We start from the raw sequence: 18673 nt of genomic DNA, 5'->3' as shown, positions 1-18673 counted from the left end.
CGGCGAAAGTTTTTTTCGATGAGCTCACGAACGGGCCGGCACGACGGTCGCCCAGTAACGCGTCAGGTAGGTAACGTCGATCGGCAGCGTCGCCTTCAACGTGTCGAGCACGCGTGCGGGATTGTCGAGCGGAAAGGTGCCCGACACGCGCAGGTCGGCCACGGCAGCATCGCAGCGCAGGGTGCCGCGGCGATAACGGTCGAGCTCGGCGACGAGATCGGCCAGCCGCATCCGCGACGCGACGAGCATGCCGCCCGTCCACGCGGACGCATACGGATCGAGCGGCGCCGGTGCATCGATCGCGTCGCGCGTGAACTCCGCGCCCTCTCCCGCCGCGATCACGCGCGCGCCGGCCGCCCCGTCGGCCGGCTGTACGCGCACGGCGCCGGCGAATACCTCGATGCGCGTCGCATCGTCGCGCTGCCGTACCGCGAAGCGCGTGCCGAGCGGCCGCAACTCGCCTTGCGCGGTCGCCACGACCAGCGCCCGCGCGGGCACGCGATCGTCGTGGCCGCTCGTCACCATGATCGTGCCGCGCAGCAGGCGCAGGTGGCGCGCTGCGTCGTCGAAACGCACGTCGAGCGCCGTGTCGGTATCGAGCACGACGACCGTACGATCCGCGAGCGTCACCGTGCGCCGCTCGCCGACCGCCGTGCGCAGGTCGGCCGGCCAGATCGCCGCACGCCGCGCGGGCTCGGCCATCCACGCGGCGCCGCCCGCGAACAGCAGCACGGCCAGCGCCTTCACGGCCGCGCGGCGGCGGCTCGCACGCGGCGGCAGCAGCGCCGCGTGCGCGGCCTGCGGGTCGAGCCCGGCCGCGAGCCGGCCGAAGCGGCCCTGCATCGTTTCGATATGACGCCAGGCCGCGTCGTGCGACGGATCCTCCGCGCGCCAGCGCGCGAGCGCCGCGGCGAACGCTTCGTCCTGACGGCCGGACTGCCCGTCGACCCACCATTCGACTGCGCGACGCGCGACGTGCGGCGGGACCGCCGGCGCTCCCGGGGCGGCCATCGGTCAGGCCGCCATCGCGAAGAAACACTGCGTGCCGGCCTTCACGAGATAGCGCTTCACCGTCGCGAGCGACACGCCGAGTTCGCGCGCGATCTCGGCCTGCGTGAGCCCGTCGAGCTGCGCGAGCAGGAACGCGCGCTTCGCCGCGAGCGGCAGGCCGTCGAGCAGCTGGTCGATCTCGAGCAGCGTCTCGAGCACGACAGCCCGCTCTTCCGGCGACGGCGCATACGTCTGCGGGCGCTGCGCGAGCACGTCGAGATACGCACGCTCGATCTGCTCGCGCCGCCAGTGATTGCTCAACACGCGCTGCGCGACCGTCGTCAGGAACGCGCGCGGCTCGTCGGCGCCGATCGGCTCGTCGCGTGCAAGCAGGCGCATGAAGGTGTCGTGCGCCAGATCGGCCGCGCGGTGCGCGCAACCGAGCTTCCGGCTCAGCCAGCCGCGCAGCCACGCGTGATGGCCGGCATAGAGGGCGTCGATTTCTCGATGGAGAGACAGCTTGTCAGCGGACATGGCCGGGTTCCGGGGTGCGCAGGCGTCAACGATTCTGTAAATGAGAATGATTATTATATACAAAAGTAAGCTTGCAGCCCGGGTTTCGGTGCGCGACGACCACGAGGCGGCGACGGATCGCGACGACGCGATGCCGCCGGCGGTCGCGCGCGGCGCGCGTTTATCACATTCATTACAGCCCGGCCAATTCAATTCATTAAATAATGATTTGACGGATCAATAACAATATTCCGCCGACGGCAATTCCCTCGAAAATCACCCGGAATTATCACGCGCGACGCAAAATGCCCTGAGAAAATCGCGAAATGAAAACCAATTGATACGCGATCGTCAATAATTCAAATCCCTCAATGGTGAATTTCGAAGAACGTCTCCGTCTGCATCAGACCACACCGGAGAATTTCATTTTTGCCGTTTTATTCCGGCTCTGTAGTCTCCTGCCATTCCGGATCACGAACACAAGCCAATGCGCAAGGAGATGAAATGAAACGCACGACCCTCTCGCTGATTTCCGTCGCGTCGTTCGCGGCGATACCCGTCGCGCATGCGCAGTCGAGCGTCACGCTGTATGGCGTGATCGACACGTCGATCACCTATGTGAACCACGCGCAGGGCAAGGACAACGCGTGGATGCTCGGCAACAGCAGCGCAGGCAACCTGGCCGGCAGCCGCTGGGGCGTGAAAGGCACCGAGGATCTCGGCGGCGGGCTGAAGGCGCTGTTCCAGCTCGAGAACGGCTTCGACCCGAGCAACGGCCGGCAAGGCCAGGGCGGCCGCATGTTCGGCCGGCAGGCGTTCGTCGGGCTGACGAGCGACCGCTACGGCACGCTCACGTTCGGCCGCCAGTACGATCCGCTCGTCGATCTCGTGCAGGGCATCACCGCCGACAACTATCTGGGCAGCGTATTCGCGACGCCGGGCGACGTCGACAACTACGACAACAGCTTCCGCGTCGACAACGCGGTGAAGTACACGTCGGCCGTCTATTCGGGCCTGCAGTTCTCGGCGATGTATTCGTTCGGCGGCATTGCCGGCAGCACCGGCGCCGCGCAGTCGTACTCGGCTGCCGTGTCGTACAACAACGGGCCGTTCAGCGTCGCGGGCGGCTACTTCCATGCGACCAACAGCCCCGCGTCGAGCGGCCTGCGCAACGGCTGGACCAGCTCGTCGGACGGCACCTTCGACGGCCCGATCAACAACGGCTATGCGAGCGCCCACTCGATCGGCATCGCGCGCATCGCGGGCCAGTACGTCGCCGGCCCGTTCACGTTCGGCCTCGGCTACAGCAACGCGCAGTACCGCCGCGACGCAAGCTCGGTGTTCGGCTCGAACGAGCACTACAACACGGGGCAAGGCTTCGTGAACTACCAGGCGACGAATGCGCTGCTCGTCGGCGTTGGCTACAGCTACACGCGCTCGGGCGGCGACACGTCGGCGACCTATCACCAGGTATCGGCCGGCGCCGACTACAACCTGTCGAAGCGCACCGACGTCTACCTGACCGCTGCGTATCAGCACGCGAGCGGCCAGACCGGCGACGGCAAGGGCGGCTCGATGGCCGCGCAGGCATCGATCGGCTCGTACGGTTACGCGGGCACGAGTTCGCAGACGATGGTCAACCTCGGCCTGCGTCACCGCTTCTGATGTCGAACGGCCGGCTGCGCGGCGCGCGGCCGGTCGAATCCGCATTGCGCACACGGCGGCTTCGGCCGCCGTTTTTTTATATCGCGTGCGTTCACCGCGCCAATCGCCGCCGGGCGATTTCCCTTTCGCGCGATTCGTCGCCGGCTTCACCCCACGACTGACGTAACGCGTCAGGTTTCGGTCGGCGCCATCGTATTGGCGCTCGCGCCAAATACCGGCCATTTTTACCGGCCGGAGATCGTCGCACCGCATGATCCGGCGCGATAAAAAGGCGCGACGAACGCCCGGGCAAATGCAAAGGAAAGTTTGACGCGAGCCATTTGTCTGCTCGCTATGGCACACTTCGCGTCTGCGTAATTTCCTTGCACCGGGCGGCCGGATTCCGCCCCATCCTGCCATGCCGCGTCATACCACCTGTTCGATCAGCCGCGAAACACTGAAAATCGCCTCGACGATTGCGATGTCGTGCGCGCTGCACGGTGTCGCGCGGGCCGATTGCCTCGACGACGCGGCCACGTTCCAGCACGTGAGCGTCAGCCTGATGCGCGGCATCGCGCAGGTCGAATCGGGGATGAATCCGAACGCGGTCAACACGAATACCAACGGCACGGTCGACATCGGGCTGATGCAGATCAACAGCACGTGGCTGCCGACGCTCGCGCGCGAGGGCATCACGCGGGAAAGCCTGTTCGATGCGTGCACGAACGCGTATGTCGGCGCGTGGATCCTGTCGCAGAACATCCGCCAGCTCGGCCCCAACTGGAACGCGATCGGCGCGTACAACTCCGCGTCGCCCGACAAGCGCCTCGCGTATGCGCGCAAGGTCTATGATGCAATCCGGACCATGCCGGATTCGCCGGATACCCCCATGCCTATCCTGCCCCCTTCCTTTACGCCGCCGCAACAGGCACAGGCGTACAACCCGTTCGCGAGCCTGAGCGTGCCGGCGTCGACGGTCACGCGCCCGCGCACGGTGTCTCCGGCCCCGCCGCCTCCGCCGCCGCAGGGCGGCCCCGCCGGTCCGGCCGGCACGTACAACTTCGGCTGGTCGGTCACGGGCGCCGACCAGGCCAAGCCGACCCAGGTGTTCGACGACGGTGCGCGGATCTACGTGCAGTTCAGCGACATGAAGCACGTGCCGGCGATCTTCACCGAGACGTCGGCCGGGCGCGTGCTGATGTCATGGGAGCTGCAGTTTCCGTATGCCGTCCTGACGCGTCCCGCGCAAACGTTAATCTTCCAGCTCGGCGCGTTCGAAGCGCGCGCGCAGCGCAGTGCAGCGGCCGCGGGCATGACCGCACAGGCCGGCACGGCAGGTGCGGCCCCGGCCGCGGCATCGAAGAAGCCGGCCGCCGGTACGGCGACGAATGCGGCCACGAACACGGCAACCGGTACGCCGGCGAAACGCACGGCGTCGGCCGACGCGCTGTGGTATCTGAATACGCCGTCGACGTCGGGCACGACGGCGGCCTCGCCGTCGACGGCAAACCTTCCCGCCACGCTGCCGACGGCGATCACGTCGAACACGCCGCCGCCCGCACCGGTCCAGGCGCCGGCTGCGGCCGCTCAGCCCGCGCGCGTCAGCACGGACGCACTGTGGTACATCTCGAAGTGACGCGCCGTCGATCGCGCGCGTCGCGCGGCGATCATTGCTGCGCAGTCGGCGGCAGCTCGGGCGCGTTCATGTCGTCCACCCACTGCAGTTCGGCCGTGCCGTCGTTCCTGAAATACACGCGCAGGTAACGCGACGTCGCCGATTCCGGCTGTGGAATCGTCACGTCGATCGTCTTGTGCTCGGCCGGGATACCGCGCTGAATGTCGTCGAGCGGCTGCGCGAATAGCCAGGACAGCTTCACCTGCTGCCCCGGCGTGACCTTGCAGCCGCAGGCGAACCCGCCACCGCCGCCGAAGGCCTCGCCCGCATCCCGCGCCGACGGATTGCCGAAGCATCCCGACCGGTGCTCGTTGTCGAGCCAGAATTCGTGAAGCTTGCGGTCGTACTCGTTGTATCCGGTGATGCATACGGTGCGCCGCGTCGCCGCCATTTCGCCATCATGCGGACCGCACGCGGCGAGCACGCCCGGCATCGTCAGCGCCAAAGCGAGCGCCCCTGCCCTGGCGCTCATCGACGGCCCCGCACGACCCGCGGGGCCGGGCGGCACGTGCCCGGCGACGACACGCGCTGGCGCGTCACGCCGGCAGCCGCCGTCACCCGCGCCGCACCCAGATCACCTTCCCGCCGCGAATGCCGAGATTGCGGCGCTCCGGCCGGTAATCCATCGTGCCCGGCAGCGACTGGCCATCGCGCTCGAGCACACGCCACAGGCAGCCGTCCAGTTGCGCCTTCGCATCGGCCTCGGTCCTGCCGACCAGCGCATCGTCCGGCCCTGCGTCCGCCTTGCAGGCTTGCGCCGCGCCCGCCGGCCCGCCATTCGCCGGCGTGCCGCCCGCGCTCGAGATTTTCGTGTTCATGTCCGCACATCCCGCAAACGTTGCGCTCGCAACCAGCGCCGTCATCATCGCGATCGTCTTCTTCATCGGTTTCTCCCTTTCGCGCCCGGCGACACTGGTGCGGCGTTCCTCGCCGAGCGGGCGTTGCATGCATGATCGGTTCCGCGCCGCCGGCCGTTTCCGGAAGATGCCGGCCGGCCAACCGCAGCCTCGCGCGCGCCGGCCGCGCCGATTCGGCGCACCGCAGCCGCGGGTTCGGCCCGCTGCCGAAGCCGCCTGCATGTTACCGCACGCCATGCAGCGCGACCGCGCATGCACGGCGATTGCGCCGGGTCACGCCTGCCGCGACAGCACGCTCAGAACGTGTAGGTCACGCCTGCAATGCCGTAGTAGTTGCTGCGGGACTGGACGATCGGGCTGTCGCCGGCACGGCCGAGCAGCCGCGTCACACCGCCGGTCGCGAGCACCGACCAGTGTTGCGACAGCGTCCAGTTCCACGCGACCGCCATCGACGCGCTGTCGATCCCGCCGCTCGCCGAATACGGCCGGAACCGGCTCGTCATCGACTGTGCGTCGGTCACGCCGTAGAACGTCTGCATGTAGCGTCCCGAGCCCGCATGCACGGTCCCCGTCACGACGATCTCGTGCTGCGACGTCTTGAACACCGGCACCGCGAGATCCATGTGCCCCGACACGCCGCGCGACGTGTGCGTCACCGGGGAATCGATCGTGACGCTCAGCTCGGCTGCATTGAAAAGCGTCACGCCTGCGCGCACGCCGACGAGCACCGAGCCCGGAATCCGGCCCATGCCCTTCAGGTAGTCGGAGCCCGGCAGGTCGAAGCGGTTCTCGTCCGCGCGGCCCGCGTCGTAGCTGACGGCCGCCGACACGAACACCCCATGCGGCAGGTCCAGCCGGTAGCCGGCGCCCTGCGTGCCGTCGATGAAGAAGCCGTTGCCGAACTTCGCGGAGAACGACGGCGCAACGACGCCGCGATACTGGTTGCTGCCCTGGTAGCGCGGTGCGAAACCGCCGCCGAGCGACAGCGAATACTGGTTTTCCGCGTGGGCGGCGGCGGCGAGGGTCAGGCCGGCGAGCGGCACGCAATAGCGGTAGCGGCGAAGTAATGGGCGCACAATATTGAGATAAGAGTGACGGAGCCCGCAGTCTAGGTGCCGCCCTGCCCCAAGACTGTCCAGAATCTGCGGAGAATCTGTGCTCAATTGTGTTCGATTGTTCGAGATTGTCGTGCCGCTGTCCCCGCCTCCGGAACGCCGGATAGAATTCGCGTGCCACGCCGCGCAACAGCCTGCCGGGTGTGAAATGGCGCGTGCATCCTGAGGAGACCATGAACGACAATCCGCTCAAATACCGTGTGCTGCTGATCGAGGACGACGACCGCCTCGCGCAGCTCGTCCGCGAATACCTCGACGGCTACGAATTCGCGGTGACGGTCGTACGGCGCGGCGACCTCGCCGTCGCGGCGGTGCGCGAGCACCAGCCGGCCCTCGTGATACTCGACCTGATGCTGCCGAATCTCGACGGCATGGAAGTCTGCCGGCGCATTCGCGCGTTCACGAATATCCCCGTGCTGATCCTGACCGCACGCGCGGACGTGTACGACCAGGTCGCGGGCCTCGAGACGGGTGCCGACGACTACGTGACGAAGCCGCTCGAACCGCGCGTGCTCGTCGCGCGCGCCCGTGCGCTGTTGCGCCGCGCGCAGCCGGCCGCGATCGAAACGCCCGTTGCCGCGCCCGACGCGCTCGTGTTCGGCGAACTGACGATCTCGCCGCCGAACCGCACCGTCACGTGGCGCGGCGAGCCGGTCGACCTGAAGACGGCCGAATTCAACCTGCTGCTGATCCTCGCGCGCGCGGCCGGCACCGTGCTGAGCCGCGACGACATCCTGAAGCAGTTGCGCGGGATCGAATTCGACGGGCTCGACCGCTCGGTCGATTCCGGCATCTCGAAGCTGCGCCGCCGCTTCGAGGACGCGTCGTCGGAGCCGCACAAGATCAAGACGATCTGGGGTCGCGGCTACCTGTTCAGCCCTTCCGCGTGGGACGAATAAATGCTGCGCCCGTTGATCAGGCTGTACCTCATCGTGATCGTGTGCGTCGCCGCATCGATCGTCTTCATCCAGCTGGCGTTCGACCGGATCTTCTACGAGCGGGTCGCGCAGGCGCAGCGCGACTCGCTGACGACCTATTCGTTCGTGCTGAACGACTACCTCGAGCGCCATCCGGGCGCGCAGCGCGCGCTCGCGCTGCGCGAACTCGCGCTGCACGGCAACGAAGGGTTCGGCTTCATGTCGATGGCCGACGCGCGCGCGCAACTGAACGGCGCGCCGCTGCGCGATCTCGATGCCGGCAGGATCGCGATCAGCTACAACGGCAAGGATTACTACATGCCGCTCGCGGACGGCTCGGTGCTGCATGCGCGCCCGATCGAGCCGCCGGACCTCGACATCCGGATCTATGCGTACATGCTGCTCGCGCTCGCGACGTTGTTCGCGGTGGTGCTGTGGATTCACTATCACTGGCGCGACATTCGCAGGCTGCAGGAAGCGGCCCGCACGTTCGGCGCCGGCACGCTGTCGACGCGCGTGAAGCTGTCGGGCAAGTCGAACATCTACGACCTGTCGCAGCAGTTCAACGACATGGCCGCGCGCATCGAGGCGTCGATCAAGCAGCAGCGCGAAATGATGCACGGTATCTCGCATGAGCTGAAGACGCCGCTCGCACGGCTCGAATTCGGGCTTGCGCTGCTTGCCGAGCCCGACGAAACGGGACGGATGCGCGAGCGCCGCGATGCACTGCGGCGCGACGTGCGCGAACTCGACGAACTCGTCACCGAACTGCTGACGATCGGCCGGCTCGAACAGGGTGCGAGCGAGCTCGCGCCGATGGAAATCGTCGTCGATGCGCTGATCGACAGCGTCGCCGGCAACGTCGCGAACGACGTCGCCGATCGCGGGATCACGCTCGACGTCTCGGCGCTCGGCGCGCCCGCGACCCACGTGTGCGACCCGAAGCTCGTCGCCCGCGCGCTGCTGAACCTGATCCGCAACGGCGCACGCTACGCATCGCACAAGGTCGTGCTGGCCGCTGCCAGCGACGCGACCGGCGCGCTCGTGCTCAGTGTCGACGACGACGGCCCCGGCATTCCGGCCGCCGAACGCGCGCGCGTGTTCGAGCCGTTCCAGCGGCTCGACTCCAGCCGCGACCGGCAGACCGGCGGTTTCGGCCTCGGGCTCGCGATCGTGCGGCGCGTCGCGCAGGTGCACGGCGGCGACGTGCGGCTCGAAGATTCGCCGCTCGGCGGCGCACGCTTCGTCATCACGCTGCCCCCGCTGACACTGCCGGACAGCCTCTTCGACGTGGCGAGCATCGATTCACGTGCCGGCACGCCCGGCGACGGCAAGCGCACGGCCACGCCGTCGCGATAAGTTGCACGGCGGGCGGCCGCCCCGCCGTCGCCCACCGGATCTGACGGGATTGCGCCGCTCAGCGGCGGCGCAGCAACGCGACGAAGAACAGGCTGCCGAACATCGCGGTCACGATGCCGATCGGCAAATCCTCCGGCGCCGCAAGCGTGCGGGCCGCGACATCGGCCCACACGAGCAGGATCGCGCCCGTCAGCGCGGCAACCGGCAGCAGCCGGCCGTGCTCGGCGCCGACGACGCGACGGCACAGATGCGGCGTCACGAGCCCGACGAAGCCGATCGCGCCGCTCACCGCGACCATCGCGCCCGTCGCGAACGATGCGACGACGAACACCTCGCGCCGCATCCGCGCGCTCGGCACGCCGAGCGACGCCGCGGCGACATCGCCCGACATCAGCGCATTCAGTTCCCGCCGGCGTGCGTACAGCGCGCCGCCGGCGAGCGCCGCGCATACGGCCGGCACCGGCAGCAGATCCCAGCGCGCGAGCCCGACGCCGCCGAGCATCCAGAACAGCACCGACGACGCGGCGCGCTGGTCGCCGAGATACAGCAACAGGTTGCCGAACGCGGCCATCATGAACGACACCGACACGCCCGCGAGCAGCAGCCGGTCCGATTCGAGCCGGCCGCCCCGATGCGCGAGCGCGACGACGCATGCGGTTGCCGCGAGCGCGCCGGCGAACGCGGCGGCCGACAACGTGAACGGGCCGAATGCCGCGCCCACCACCACCGTGACCGTGACGGCGCCGAGCATCGCGCCTGCGCTCACGCCGAGCAGGTGCGGATCGGCCAGCCGGTTCGCGGTCGCCGCCTGCAACGCGACGCCGACCGCCGCCAGCGTCGCGCCGACGATCGCGGCCAGCAGTGCGCGCGGCATCCGGATCAGCCACACGATGCTGTCGTCTCCCGCTCCCGGCGCGAATGCACCGGCCTCGCCGAATGCCGACGCGACGTGCATGGCGACGATCCGCACCGCATCCGGCATCGCGACCGGCGCCGGACCGAACGCGGCCGACACGACGATCGACACGCTCAGCAGCACGGCCAGCACCGGCAGCGCCACGCGCATGCCGGGCCGCGCCACCCGCCCGCCCACGCTCATCGCGCCGGCCCGGCGAATGCGGCCGGATACAGTGCGCGCGCGAGCGTCTCGACCGCCGCGACGTTCTCGGGGCCCGGCGTCGCCGCATCGTACGGAATCGCGACGAAGCGCCGGTCGCGAATGGCGGCCACGCGCGCAAGCGCCGGCTGACTCAGCAGGAACTGCTGCTTCTGCGCGGCCGTCACGGCCGAATAGTCGACGATCACGATCACCTGCGGATCGCGCGCGACCACGCTCTCCCAACTCACCTGCGTCCAGCTGCGCGGCAGGTCGTCCATCACGTTGCGCGCGCCGGCCGCCGCCAGCAACGCGGTCGGCATCGCGAGCCCGCCTGCCGTCATCGGCTTGTCGGTGCCGCTGTCGTAGACGAACACGCGCAGCGGCGCAGGCTGCCCGATCGCGCGCGACACCGCCGCGAGACGCGCCCGCATCGCGGCGACCACCTGCGCGGCACGCGCATCGACACCGAAGATCCGGCCGAGCGTGTTCAGGTCGCGAAACACGTCGTCGAACGACGCGGCCGATTGCTTCATCACGTGCGAACACGACTCGGTCAGCTCGTACGTGCGGATGCCGAACGGCGCGAGCGTCGCGGGCGTCACCGGGCCGCCGACATGCATCCCGTAGTTCCAGCCCGCGAGATAGAAGTCGGCGCGTGCGGCGACCAGCACCTCGAGCGACGGATACTGGCTCGCCAGCTCGGGCACCCCGCGCAATGCGTCGCGCACGCGTGCGGTGCCCGTCTTCCAGCCGCCGATGCCCGTATAGCCGACGAGCCGGTCCTTCAGGCCGAGCACGAGCATCATCTCGGTCAGGTTCACGTCGTTGCTCACCGCGCGCGTCGGCGCGCGATCGAACGTCACGTCGCGGTCGCAACTGCGCACCGTGACGGGATAGGCGCCCGCGTGAGCGGCGGCACAGCCGAGCACGGCGGCGGCAACCAGCCGGCGTGCAACAGAGGACAAAGGAAACGGCATGGCGGTCATTCCGGATGAAGCGGCGTGATGCGCGGCCGGCCCGTGACGGGATGGCGATCGACGAGCGCGGCGACGCCGAACACGTCGCGCAGCAGCGCTTCGGTCAGCACGTCGTCCGGCACGCCGGACGCGACGACCCGGCCGTGCGCGAGCACGTGGAGCCGGTCGCAATACGCAGCCGCGAGATTGAGGTCGTGAATCGTCGCGAGCGTCGCGATGCCGAGGCGGCGCACGCGTGCGAGCAGTTCGAGCTGGTGACGCAGGTCGAGATGGTTGGTCGGTTCGTCGAGCAGCAGCAGTTCGGGCTGCTGCGCGAGCGCACGGGCCAGCAGCGCGCGCTGCTTCTCGCCGCCCGACAGCGACGCGAAGCGTTGCGCGCGGCGCTCGACGAGGCCGACGTCGTGCAGCGCGGACTCGACGATCCGGCGATCGTCGGCGGATTCCGCGTCGAACGGCCGCTTGTGCGGCGTGCGGCCCATGCCGACCAGTTCGTCCACCGTCAGCCCGAAATCGTCCGGCGCCTCCTGCTGCAGCACCGCGATGCGCTGTGCGACCGCGCGCGGTCGCATGCGCCACACGTCCTGCGCATCGAGTGCGACACGGCCCGCGTCGGGCCGGGCGTAGCGGAACACGCAGCGCAGCAGGCTCGTCTTGCCGCTGCCGTTCGGACCGACCAGCCCGACGAACTCGCCGGCGGCAACGGTCAGCGCCACCGAATCGAGCACCGTGACCGCACCGCCGGGCGACCAGCTCACGCGCTCGATGTCGAGCATGCGGGTAACGGGATGCACGTCGCGCCGCATCAGAAGCGCATCGTCGCGACGAGCTCCGCCGAACGCGACGGACCGAGCAGCCATTGCTCGCCGCCGTTCGACGTCGTCACCGCATACGTGCGGTTCGCGAGATTGCGCAGGTAGAGCGCGAGCTCGGTGCGCGACGTCGGCTGCCAGCGCAGCGATGCATCGAACACCGTATACGACGGCACCTGCACGCGGTTCGCATCGTCGCCGTAGGTCGCGCCGACGTAGCGCACGCCCGCATTCGCCTGCCAGCGCTCGGCGAATGCCCAGCCGAGCCACAGGTTCGCCGTCTGCTGCGGCACGTTGGACGGCACGTTGCCGGCCCGCGACACCGTCGCGCCGCCGGCCGTCTGGTTGAACGCGTCGTAGCGCGCACGCAGCAGCGCGACGTTCGCATCGATCGTCCAGCCGTGCGGCAGCCGCGCGCCGCCCGTCAGCTCGACGCCGCGCGACGATTGCCGGCCGACCTGCTGGCGCAGCGCGGGATTGAACGGATCGGTGCTGAGCAGGTTGCGCTTCGTGATGTCGTACACGGCGAACGTCCAGTACGCGCGAGCGTCGAGCAGCGTCTGCTTGAGCCCGGCTTCCCACTGTTCGCCGGTTGCGAGCCGGGTGTTCGCCTGCGATGCCGACAGCGTCACGAGCGAGCCGAGCCCCTCCGCGCCCGTCGTGTACTGCGCGTATGCGCTGAGCGTCGGCGCAACCTCGAACACGAAACCGGTGCGCCAGCCGACGTTCGCGAATCGCTTGTCGAAGCCCGCCCCGGTCGCCGCCTGCTCGCGGCTGAACGCGATGTGGTCGTAGCGCAGGCCGCTCACCCACGCGAGCCGCGGCAGCACTTCGAGCCGGTTCTCCGCGAACACCGCGGCCTGTCGCGCCCGCGTGCTGAATTGCGGCACGGTCGGATCGGGGCTCGTGAACACGCCAGGATCGAAGCCGTGCGCGGCCACCGTCGATGCGCCGCCGTACGGCGAGTTGTTGGTCCCGCTGAACGTGATCTGGCTGAACTCCGTGCCGATGACGAAGCGGTTCGCGCGGCCGAACAGCATGCCGTCGAAGCGCGCGCTCAGCCGGTCACCGATCTGCCGCTGGTGGTGGCCGATGTCGAGATAGTCGCTGCGCGTGACACGTCCCGTCGCCGCATCGAGCGCATACGATTCGGCATTGCGCCAGTGGCGGTTCGACGTCAGGTAGTAGAGCTGGTTGTCGATCGTCACGCCGGCCGTGGGCCGGTAGCTGGCCGACAGGCGCGTCCACTGGTCATAGTACGAAATCGTCGCATCGCCGACGGTGTAGTTGAGCTTGCGCAGCGACGGATCGAGCACGCCGTTCGGCGCCGGTACGCCATAGTACGTCGCCGGCATCTGGCGGCCGTAGTCGTAGTCGAGCGTCAGCGTGAGCTGCGGGCTCACGTCGAATTTCAGCGCGCCGCCGATTGCCGTCGTATGCGTATCGGCCCGTTCGGCCAGCCCGTTCGCGCGCGCATCGCTCGCATAAAAGCGGTACGACAGCCGCGGGCCGAGCGCGCCCGTCGTATCGAACCCGAAGCGCTTCGCGCCGTCGGGGCCGACGCCGGCCTGCAGCGTCGTCTCCCTCTCGCGCTGCGGCCGCTTCGGCACGACGTTCACGACGCCGCCGATCGCCCCTTCGCCGTACAGCACCGACGCCGGGCCGCGCAGCACCTCGATGCGCTCGACCGACCACGTATCGAACGGAAACGTGATCGTGCCGGCCGCCGGCATCAGCCGCACGCCGTCGAGCAGCGTCATCACCGATTCCTGCCCGCTGAAGCCGCGCACGCTCAATGCGGTGCCGCCGGTGCCGGGCGCCATCGCGCTCGAAAAGCCGGCCGTGCGCGTGACCGCATCGAGCACCGTGCGATCGCCGCGTGCTTCGATCGTGTCGGCCGTGACGGTTTCGACGCTCGCGGGTGTATCGAGGCTTGCCAGCCCGAGCCGCGAGCCCGTTTCGAGCGGCTGCGTCAGCGGATCGGCCGGTGCGGATGAAGCCGTGACGTTGATGGCCGGCAGCGCGCGCCGGTCGTCCGGCGCGGGGGCCGCGGCTTCGGCGGCCAGCACGCCGGACGTGGCCATTGCACAGCCCAGCAGCGTCGTGCAGCTGCGCGCCGCGCATGCACGCCAGGCGCCCGTGTTCCGGTGCGGCGCGGCATGGTGCCGCTCCCCGCGCGCCGGGTGGTTTCCGGATTTCGTCACGTCGTATCGATCTTCGTTGGATGTCGTCGCCAGCCGCCGGCGACGAAAACCTCGGATGATACATTATATCAACTTGATTCGTCAGGGTTTTGTCAGCTTCCCCCTTCACCGCGCGCTTACAACGGGAAACTGAACTGCACCCACAGCTTGTCGCCCTGCGGCCGGTTGCGCACCGCGAACTCGTGCTGATACTTCACGACCACGCCCGACGCCGGCCCCCACATGTAGCGCAACTGCGGACCGATCGCGACGGTTTGCCCGCGAAAGCCGTCGGAGCCGACCTTCACGCCGTCCTGCGTATCGTCGGTGAACTGCTTCAGGAACGTGCCCTGCACGCCCACTTGCACGCGCCGGCCGATCGAATAACCGATCAGGTAGTCGAGCACGGCGACCGCGCCCGAGTGGTAACGCGTCGCGTGGTTCGGCGAATTCAGCTCCACCAGCGTGGTCGTCGACATCTCCCAGTCGCGGCCCGGCAACCACGTCATGCTGAGATACGGCAGGAACGCATACGTGTTCAGCCCCGGATTCGCGATCCGGTTCACCGAGTACGCACCGCTCGGCACCGCGAACGACGGCGAGAAGAACGCGAAGAACGTCTTCGACGCATTCGCGTAATTGACCATGAAGGGCTCGAGAATCACGTCGCCGAGCGACGTGCGGTTGCCGGTGCCGCCCGGCGTCGACAGATGCAGGTGCACGATCGGCACAATTGCGCTGCTCGACAGCGAGAACGGCCCGAACGTCGCGCCCCAGGTATGCACGACGCGCGGCGTTTCCGCGACGACGCTCAGGTGGAACCCCGGCACCGCGCTGCCGCCGTCCGGCCCGGCAAAGCGGTTCGCCGAGTAATACAGCGAATAGTTGAAGTACTGCGTGTTGCCGGGCGGCGGCAGCAGCCCGTTCAGCACCGTGTTGACGCCGAACGGATAGCTGATCTGGCCGCCCTCCGTGGCCAGCGCCGGCACGTGAATGGCCCCGGCGATCAGGAGTGCCAACGGCACTCGTCGCAATGCATGTTTCATGTCGTCTCCAGACCGGATTGTTATCGTGTAATCGCGAGCCGGGCGCTGCTGGCCCGGGGAGACGCAATGTAAATCGCACGACGGCGGCGAAAAAGACGACGATCGGGAGAACAGTTCTCCGTCATGCGGAGAAATGCGCGACAGCGCCGGGCCGCTTGCGATCAGCGGCCGACTTCCTTCCATTTGCGCGCGAGCCCGAGGCGTTCGAAGCGCTCGATCAGGAACTCGGTGAAGACGCGGATCTTCGCCGGCTGATGGCGGCGGCTCTGGTACGCGATGTTGACGGTGAGCGCCGGCAGTTGCCAGTCGGTGAGCACGGGCACGAGTTTCCCGGCGACGATGTCGTCGTGGACGATGTAGAGCGGCTGGATCAGGATGCCGAGCCCGGCGAGCGCCGCAGCACGGATCACCTGCCCTTCGTTCGCATCGAGCACGCTCTTGATCGTGACCGACTGCGTCTTCGCGCCGTGGCGGAAATGCAGCACGTACGGATCGTTCGCGAGGTTGTACACCAGCAGCCGGTGGTCGCCCAGCGCATCGGGCGTCGCCGGCGCGCCGTGCTTCGCCAGATACCCGGGCGACGCGGCCAGCACGCGCCGCGTCTCGGCGAGCTTGCGCACGGTGATGCCCGAATCGGCCTCGTGCTCGCGCGTACGGATCGCCACGTCGATGCCGGCCTCGATGAAATCCGGGTAGCGGTTTGCCGCGATGATCTGCACGTTCAGGTTCGGATAGCGCCGGTGAAACTCGGGCAGCGCGGGCGCGATGTAGATCGACGCGAACGACACCGACGCCGTCACGCGCAGCGTGCCGGCCGGGTTGACGCTCGCCTCGTTGACGGCCGCATCGGCTTCCGACAACTCCGTCAGGATCGCGACGCACCGCCGGTGGTACTCATGCCCCGCGTCGGTCAGCCACAGCCGGCGCGTGGTGCGCTCGACGAGCCGCGCGCCCAGCCGCTCTTCCAGCGCATTCAGGCAGCGGCTCGCCGCCGCGCTCGACATGCCGAGCCGTTCGGCGGCCTTCGACAGGCTGCCCAGCTCGGCCACCTGTACGAAAAACTCGATCTGCGTCCACTTGTCCATGCGTTCGATTCTTCCACCTGGCGGAGAACAAAACTCCTCCAAATCATCTTTTTTACGATCCCGGGAGGAATTAATGTTACGTCAACGCGCCATCGAACGACATCAGGAGACAACCCCTATGCGCAATCTCAACGAAGACACCATCACGCAGGCCGTGATCGCGTCGCTCTCCGGCTGTCGCGACGAGCGGCTGCGCACGGTCATGACAAGCCTCGTCCAGCACCTGCATTCATTCGCCCGCGAAACGCAGCTCACCGAGGCCGAATGGCAATCGGCGATCGGCTTTTTGACGGCCGTCGGCCACATCACCGACGACAAGCGCCAGGAGTTCATCCTGCTGTCCGACGTGCTCGGGCTGTCCACGCTCGTCACCGCGCAGAACCACGCGAAACCGGCCGGCTGCACCGAGGCGACCGTGTTCGGCCCGTTCTACGTCGACGGCAGCCCCGAGTTCGCGATGTTCGACGACATCGCGAACGGCGCATGCGGCGAGCCCTGCTTCGTGTCCGGCCATGTGCGCGGCATCGACGGCACGCCCATCGCGCACGCGTCGCTGGAAGTCTGGCAAGCCGACGAGGACGGCCACTACGACGTGCAGCAGCCGGCCGGCGACGGGTCGGTCACGCATCGCGCGCGCGGCCGGCTGCGCAGCGGCGCCGACGGCCGTTACGCGTTCCGCTCGATCCTCGCCGAGCCGTATCCGATTCCGCACGACGGCCCCGTCGGTGCGATGCTCGATGCGCTCGGCCGCCACCCGTGGCGCCCCGCACACCTGCACTTCATGATCCAGGCACGCGGCTACGAAACGCTGATCACGCACGTGTTCCGCGACGGCGACCGCTATCTCGACTCCGACGCGGTATTCGGCGTGCGCTCGACGCTCGTCGCCGACTGGGTCCGGCATGCGCCGGGCAGCGCGCCCGACGGATCGCGGATGGACACGCCGTTCTACACGCTCGACTACGACTTCGTGCTGAATCCCGCGGAGCGTGCCGCATGATCCGGCACGTCGTGATGTGGAAGGTTGCCGGCGCAACCGACCGCGAGCGCGCCGAGGCGCGCGCCAGCGTGAAAACTGCGTTCGAAAGCCTGCGCGGCCGGATTCCGGGAATGACGCACCTCGAGGTCGGCGCGGATTTCAGCGCGACCGATTACGCGTGCGACCTGATTCTCGTCGCCGATTTCGAATCGCGCGAAGCACTGGACGGTTACGCGGCACATCCCGAACACGCACGCGTACGCGACGCACTGACAGGCCTGCGCATCGCGCGCCATCAGGTCGACTACGCAACGGAGTAACGACGACATGAACTTCATCTACCAGGCACGCCCCGCACGCGTGATATTCGGCGCGGGCAGCCTCGACCACCTCGAACGCGAAGTGCTGGAACTGGGCGCGCAACGGGCGATCGTGCTCTGCACGCCGGAGCAGCGCGAGCTCGCGCAACACATCGTCGAGCGACTCGGCGCGCGTGCCGCCGGGCTGTACGACCGCGCGACGATGCACGTGCCGATCGAGATCGCCCGCGATGCGCAGGCGTTCGCCCGTTCATGCGACGCCGATTGCGCGATCGCGATCGGCGGCGGCTCGACGATCGGCCTCGGCAAGGCGATCGCGCTCGAAAGCAGCCTGCCGATCCTCGCGATACCGACGACGTACGCCGGCAGCGAAATGACGCCGATCTACGGGCTGACCGAAGGCGGCCTCAAGCGCACCGGCACCGACGCACGCGTGCTGCCGAAGACGGTGATCTACGATCCCGCGCTCACCGTGACGCTGCCGGTCGAGCTGTCGGTGACGAGCGGCCTCAATGCGATCGCGCACGCAGCGGAAGGCCTGTACGCGAGCAACGCGAATCCGGTCATGAGCCTCGTGGCCGAGGAAGGCATTCGCGCGCTGGCGCACGGCCTGCCCGGTGTGCGGCGCGATCCCGCCGATCTCGCCGCGCGCAGCGACGCCCTCTACGGCGCCTGGCTGTGCGCAATGGTGCTCGGCAACGTCGGCATGGCGCTGCACCACAAGCTCTGTCACACGCTCGGCGGCAGTTTCAATCTGCCGCACGCGCCGACCCACACGGTCGTGCTGCCGCATGCGCTCGCATACAACGCGGCGCACGCGCCTGACGCGATGCAGCGGATCGCCCGCGCGATCGGCACGAACGACGCGGCGCGCGGCCTCTACGCACTGGCGCTCGACAACGGCGCACCGGTTTCGTTGAAAGCGATCGGCATGCAGGAAACCGATCTCGATCGCGCGGCCGATCTCGCGGCCGCCAATCCGTACTGGAACCCGCGCCCGATCGAACGCGACGGCCTGCGCGCGCTGCTGCAGGATGCCTTCGACGGCAACCTGCCCGGCTCGACCGCGCACTGAGGCGCCCACACGACACACCAACAAACGAAC

General features: G+C 68.4%; 19 protein-coding genes. 8 read left to right on the top strand and 11 right to left on the bottom strand.

All coding sequences use genetic code 11. From position 1 onward, the window contains the following. Window positions 1-24: 24 nt before the first annotated feature. Both OHZ10_RS06860 and OHZ10_RS06855 read right to left on the bottom strand, forming a co-directional pair. Complete coding sequence (locus OHZ10_RS06860) at window positions 25-1011, bottom strand: FecR domain-containing protein (protein ID WP_256085866.1); 987 nt, start codon at window positions 1009-1011, stop codon at window positions 25-27. 3 nt (window positions 1012-1014) lie between these two features. Then, a complete protein-coding gene (locus tag OHZ10_RS06855; RefSeq protein ID WP_059234910.1) occupies window positions 1015-1524 on the bottom strand; it encodes a sigma-70 family RNA polymerase sigma factor in 510 nt (169 codons plus the stop codon). A 40-nt stretch (window positions 1525-1564) separates the two neighbouring features. Between OHZ10_RS06855 and OHZ10_RS06850 the strand changes: the two genes are divergently transcribed. The 3 genes from OHZ10_RS06850 to OHZ10_RS06840 all read left to right on the top strand — a co-directional run bounded on the left by OHZ10_RS06850 (window position 1565) and on the right by OHZ10_RS06840 (window position 4783). After that, window positions 1565-1747 carry a hypothetical protein gene (locus tag OHZ10_RS06850; RefSeq protein WP_155627158.1) on the top strand — a complete coding sequence of 61 codons (183 nt, stop codon included), beginning with the start codon at window positions 1565-1567 and terminating at the stop codon, window positions 1745-1747. Between the two features lie 260 nt (window positions 1748-2007). Continuing rightward, entirely contained in the window at window positions 2008-3168 is a 1161-nt protein-coding gene (locus OHZ10_RS06845) for a porin (protein WP_059234912.1), read from the top strand. Between the two features lie 397 nt (window positions 3169-3565). Continuing rightward, window positions 3566-4783 carry a transglycosylase SLT domain-containing protein gene (locus OHZ10_RS06840; RefSeq protein WP_342704022.1) on the top strand — a complete coding sequence of 406 codons (1218 nt, stop codon included), beginning with the start codon at window positions 3566-3568 and terminating at the stop codon, window positions 4781-4783. 31 nt (window positions 4784-4814) lie between these two features. On the opposite strand, the gene OHZ10_RS06835 is transcribed toward OHZ10_RS06840, so the two are convergent. The 3 genes from OHZ10_RS06835 to OHZ10_RS06825 all read right to left on the bottom strand — a co-directional run bounded on the left by OHZ10_RS06835 (window position 4815) and on the right by OHZ10_RS06825 (window position 6722). Then, entirely contained in the window at window positions 4815-5294 is a 480-nt protein-coding gene (locus OHZ10_RS06835; RefSeq protein ID WP_342704021.1) for a hypothetical protein, read from the bottom strand. An 82-nt stretch (window positions 5295-5376) separates the two neighbouring features. Further along, on the bottom strand, window positions 5377-5706 hold the full coding sequence (locus tag OHZ10_RS06830; protein WP_059236824.1) for a hypothetical protein: 330 nt from the start codon (window positions 5704-5706) through the stop codon (window positions 5377-5379). A 269-nt stretch (window positions 5707-5975) separates the two neighbouring features. Then, the gene (locus OHZ10_RS06825; RefSeq protein WP_174992113.1) at window positions 5976-6722 is read right to left on the bottom strand and encodes a MipA/OmpV family protein; all 747 of its coding nucleotides are present in this window, start codon (window positions 6720-6722) and stop codon (window positions 5976-5978) included. 245 nt (window positions 6723-6967) lie between these two features. Between OHZ10_RS06825 and OHZ10_RS06820 the strand changes: the two genes are divergently transcribed. Both OHZ10_RS06820 and OHZ10_RS06815 read left to right on the top strand, forming a co-directional pair. Then, entirely contained in the window at window positions 6968-7693 is a 726-nt protein-coding gene (locus OHZ10_RS06820) for a response regulator (protein ID WP_059234919.1), read from the top strand. Continuing rightward, a complete protein-coding gene (locus OHZ10_RS06815) occupies window positions 7694-9070 on the top strand; it encodes an ATP-binding protein (protein ID WP_059234921.1) in 1377 nt (458 codons plus the stop codon). Window positions 9071-9128: 58 nt separating this feature from the next. On the opposite strand, the gene OHZ10_RS06810 is transcribed toward OHZ10_RS06815, so the two are convergent. The 6 genes from OHZ10_RS06810 to OHZ10_RS06785 all read right to left on the bottom strand — a co-directional run bounded on the left by OHZ10_RS06810 (window position 9129) and on the right by OHZ10_RS06785 (window position 16269). Then, entirely contained in the window at window positions 9129-10169 is a 1041-nt protein-coding gene (locus OHZ10_RS06810) for a FecCD family ABC transporter permease (RefSeq protein WP_059234922.1), read from the bottom strand. Next, complete coding sequence (locus OHZ10_RS06805) at window positions 10166-11155, bottom strand: ABC transporter substrate-binding protein (protein WP_340623997.1); 990 nt, start codon at window positions 11153-11155, stop codon at window positions 10166-10168. The genes OHZ10_RS06810 and OHZ10_RS06805 overlap by 4 nt, the downstream gene beginning before the upstream one ends. Further along, window positions 11152-11949 carry an ABC transporter ATP-binding protein gene (locus OHZ10_RS06800; RefSeq protein ID WP_059234926.1) on the bottom strand — a complete coding sequence of 266 codons (798 nt, stop codon included), beginning with the start codon at window positions 11947-11949 and terminating at the stop codon, window positions 11152-11154. The genes OHZ10_RS06805 and OHZ10_RS06800 overlap by 4 nt, the downstream gene beginning before the upstream one ends. Next, a complete protein-coding gene (locus OHZ10_RS06795) occupies window positions 11949-14039 on the bottom strand; it encodes a TonB-dependent receptor (RefSeq protein ID WP_174992112.1) in 2091 nt (696 codons plus the stop codon). The genes OHZ10_RS06800 and OHZ10_RS06795 overlap by 1 nt, the downstream gene beginning before the upstream one ends. 236 nt (window positions 14040-14275) lie before the next feature. Continuing rightward, entirely contained in the window at window positions 14276-15184 is a 909-nt protein-coding gene (locus OHZ10_RS06790) for a SphA family protein (protein WP_059234928.1), read from the bottom strand. 161 nt (window positions 15185-15345) lie between these two features. Next, window positions 15346-16269 (bottom strand): LysR family transcriptional regulator, encoded by a 924-nt coding sequence (locus tag OHZ10_RS06785; RefSeq protein ID WP_059234929.1) that lies wholly within the window; start codon window positions 16267-16269, stop codon window positions 15346-15348. Window positions 16270-16387: 118 nt separating this feature from the next. Here OHZ10_RS06785 and OHZ10_RS06780 point away from each other — a divergent pair, with 118 nt between their 5' ends. From OHZ10_RS06780 to OHZ10_RS06770, 3 genes are read left to right on the top strand one after another with little or no spacing between them, the layout of a single operon-like run. Beyond that, complete coding sequence (locus OHZ10_RS06780; protein ID WP_342704017.1) at window positions 16388-17269, top strand: intradiol ring-cleavage dioxygenase; 882 nt, start codon at window positions 16388-16390, stop codon at window positions 17267-17269. Then, window positions 17266-17568 (top strand): Dabb family protein, encoded by a 303-nt coding sequence (locus tag OHZ10_RS06775; RefSeq protein WP_059234932.1) that lies wholly within the window; start codon window positions 17266-17268, stop codon window positions 17566-17568. Before OHZ10_RS06780 ends, OHZ10_RS06775 begins: the two co-directional genes overlap by 4 nt. Before the next feature lie 7 nt (window positions 17569-17575). Further along, complete coding sequence (locus OHZ10_RS06770) at window positions 17576-18643, top strand: maleylacetate reductase (RefSeq protein ID WP_342704016.1); 1068 nt, start codon at window positions 17576-17578, stop codon at window positions 18641-18643. The last annotated feature ends 30 nt before the right edge of the window (window positions 18644-18673 follow it).

The sequence above is a fragment of the Burkholderia arboris genome (assembly GCF_038723655.1).
Classification (GTDB): domain Bacteria; phylum Pseudomonadota; class Gammaproteobacteria; order Burkholderiales; family Burkholderiaceae; genus Burkholderia; species Burkholderia arboris.
Note: the sequence above shows the minus strand (reverse complement) of the source record. Positions and strands in the feature narration are given on the sequence as shown.

Excerpts from the sequence above, each read along its gene's own strand:
- OHZ10_RS06860 (WP_256085866.1), bottom strand. The coding sequence starts at position 1,011 with ATGGCCGCCCCGGGAGCGCCGGCGGTCCCGCCGCACGTCGCGCGTCGC.
- OHZ10_RS06855 (WP_059234910.1), bottom strand. The coding sequence starts at position 1,524 with ATGTCCGCTGACAAGCTGTCTCTCCATCGAGAAATCGACGCCCTCTAT.
- OHZ10_RS06850 (WP_155627158.1), top strand. The coding sequence starts at position 1,565 with ATGAGAATGATTATTATATACAAAAGTAAGCTTGCAGCCCGGGTTTCG.
- OHZ10_RS06845 (WP_059234912.1), top strand. The coding sequence starts at position 2,008 with ATGAAACGCACGACCCTCTCGCTGATTTCCGTCGCGTCGTTCGCGGCG.
- OHZ10_RS06840 (WP_342704022.1), top strand. The coding sequence starts at position 3,566 with ATGCCGCGTCATACCACCTGTTCGATCAGCCGCGAAACACTGAAAATC.
- OHZ10_RS06835 (WP_342704021.1), bottom strand. The coding sequence starts at position 5,294 with ATGAGCGCCAGGGCAGGGGCGCTCGCTTTGGCGCTGACGATGCCGGGC.
- OHZ10_RS06830 (WP_059236824.1), bottom strand. The coding sequence starts at position 5,706 with ATGAAGAAGACGATCGCGATGATGACGGCGCTGGTTGCGAGCGCAACG.
- OHZ10_RS06820 (WP_059234919.1), top strand. The coding sequence starts at position 6,968 with ATGAACGACAATCCGCTCAAATACCGTGTGCTGCTGATCGAGGACGAC.
- OHZ10_RS06815 (WP_059234921.1), top strand. The coding sequence starts at position 7,694 with ATGCTGCGCCCGTTGATCAGGCTGTACCTCATCGTGATCGTGTGCGTC.
- OHZ10_RS06810 (WP_059234922.1), bottom strand. The coding sequence starts at position 10,169 with ATGAGCGTGGGCGGGCGGGTGGCGCGGCCCGGCATGCGCGTGGCGCTG.
- OHZ10_RS06805 (WP_340623997.1), bottom strand. The coding sequence starts at position 11,155 with ATGACCGCCATGCCGTTTCCTTTGTCCTCTGTTGCACGCCGGCTGGTT.
- OHZ10_RS06800 (WP_059234926.1), bottom strand. The coding sequence starts at position 11,949 with ATGCGGCGCGACGTGCATCCCGTTACCCGCATGCTCGACATCGAGCGC.
- OHZ10_RS06795 (WP_174992112.1), bottom strand. The coding sequence starts at position 14,039 with ATGGCCACGTCCGGCGTGCTGGCCGCCGAAGCCGCGGCCCCCGCGCCG.
- OHZ10_RS06790 (WP_059234928.1), bottom strand. The coding sequence starts at position 15,184 with ATGAAACATGCATTGCGACGAGTGCCGTTGGCACTCCTGATCGCCGGG.
- OHZ10_RS06785 (WP_059234929.1), bottom strand. The coding sequence starts at position 16,269 with ATGGACAAGTGGACGCAGATCGAGTTTTTCGTACAGGTGGCCGAGCTG.
- OHZ10_RS06780 (WP_342704017.1), top strand. The coding sequence starts at position 16,388 with ATGCGCAATCTCAACGAAGACACCATCACGCAGGCCGTGATCGCGTCG.
- OHZ10_RS06775 (WP_059234932.1), top strand. The coding sequence starts at position 17,266 with ATGATCCGGCACGTCGTGATGTGGAAGGTTGCCGGCGCAACCGACCGC.
- OHZ10_RS06770 (WP_342704016.1), top strand. The coding sequence starts at position 17,576 with ATGAACTTCATCTACCAGGCACGCCCCGCACGCGTGATATTCGGCGCG.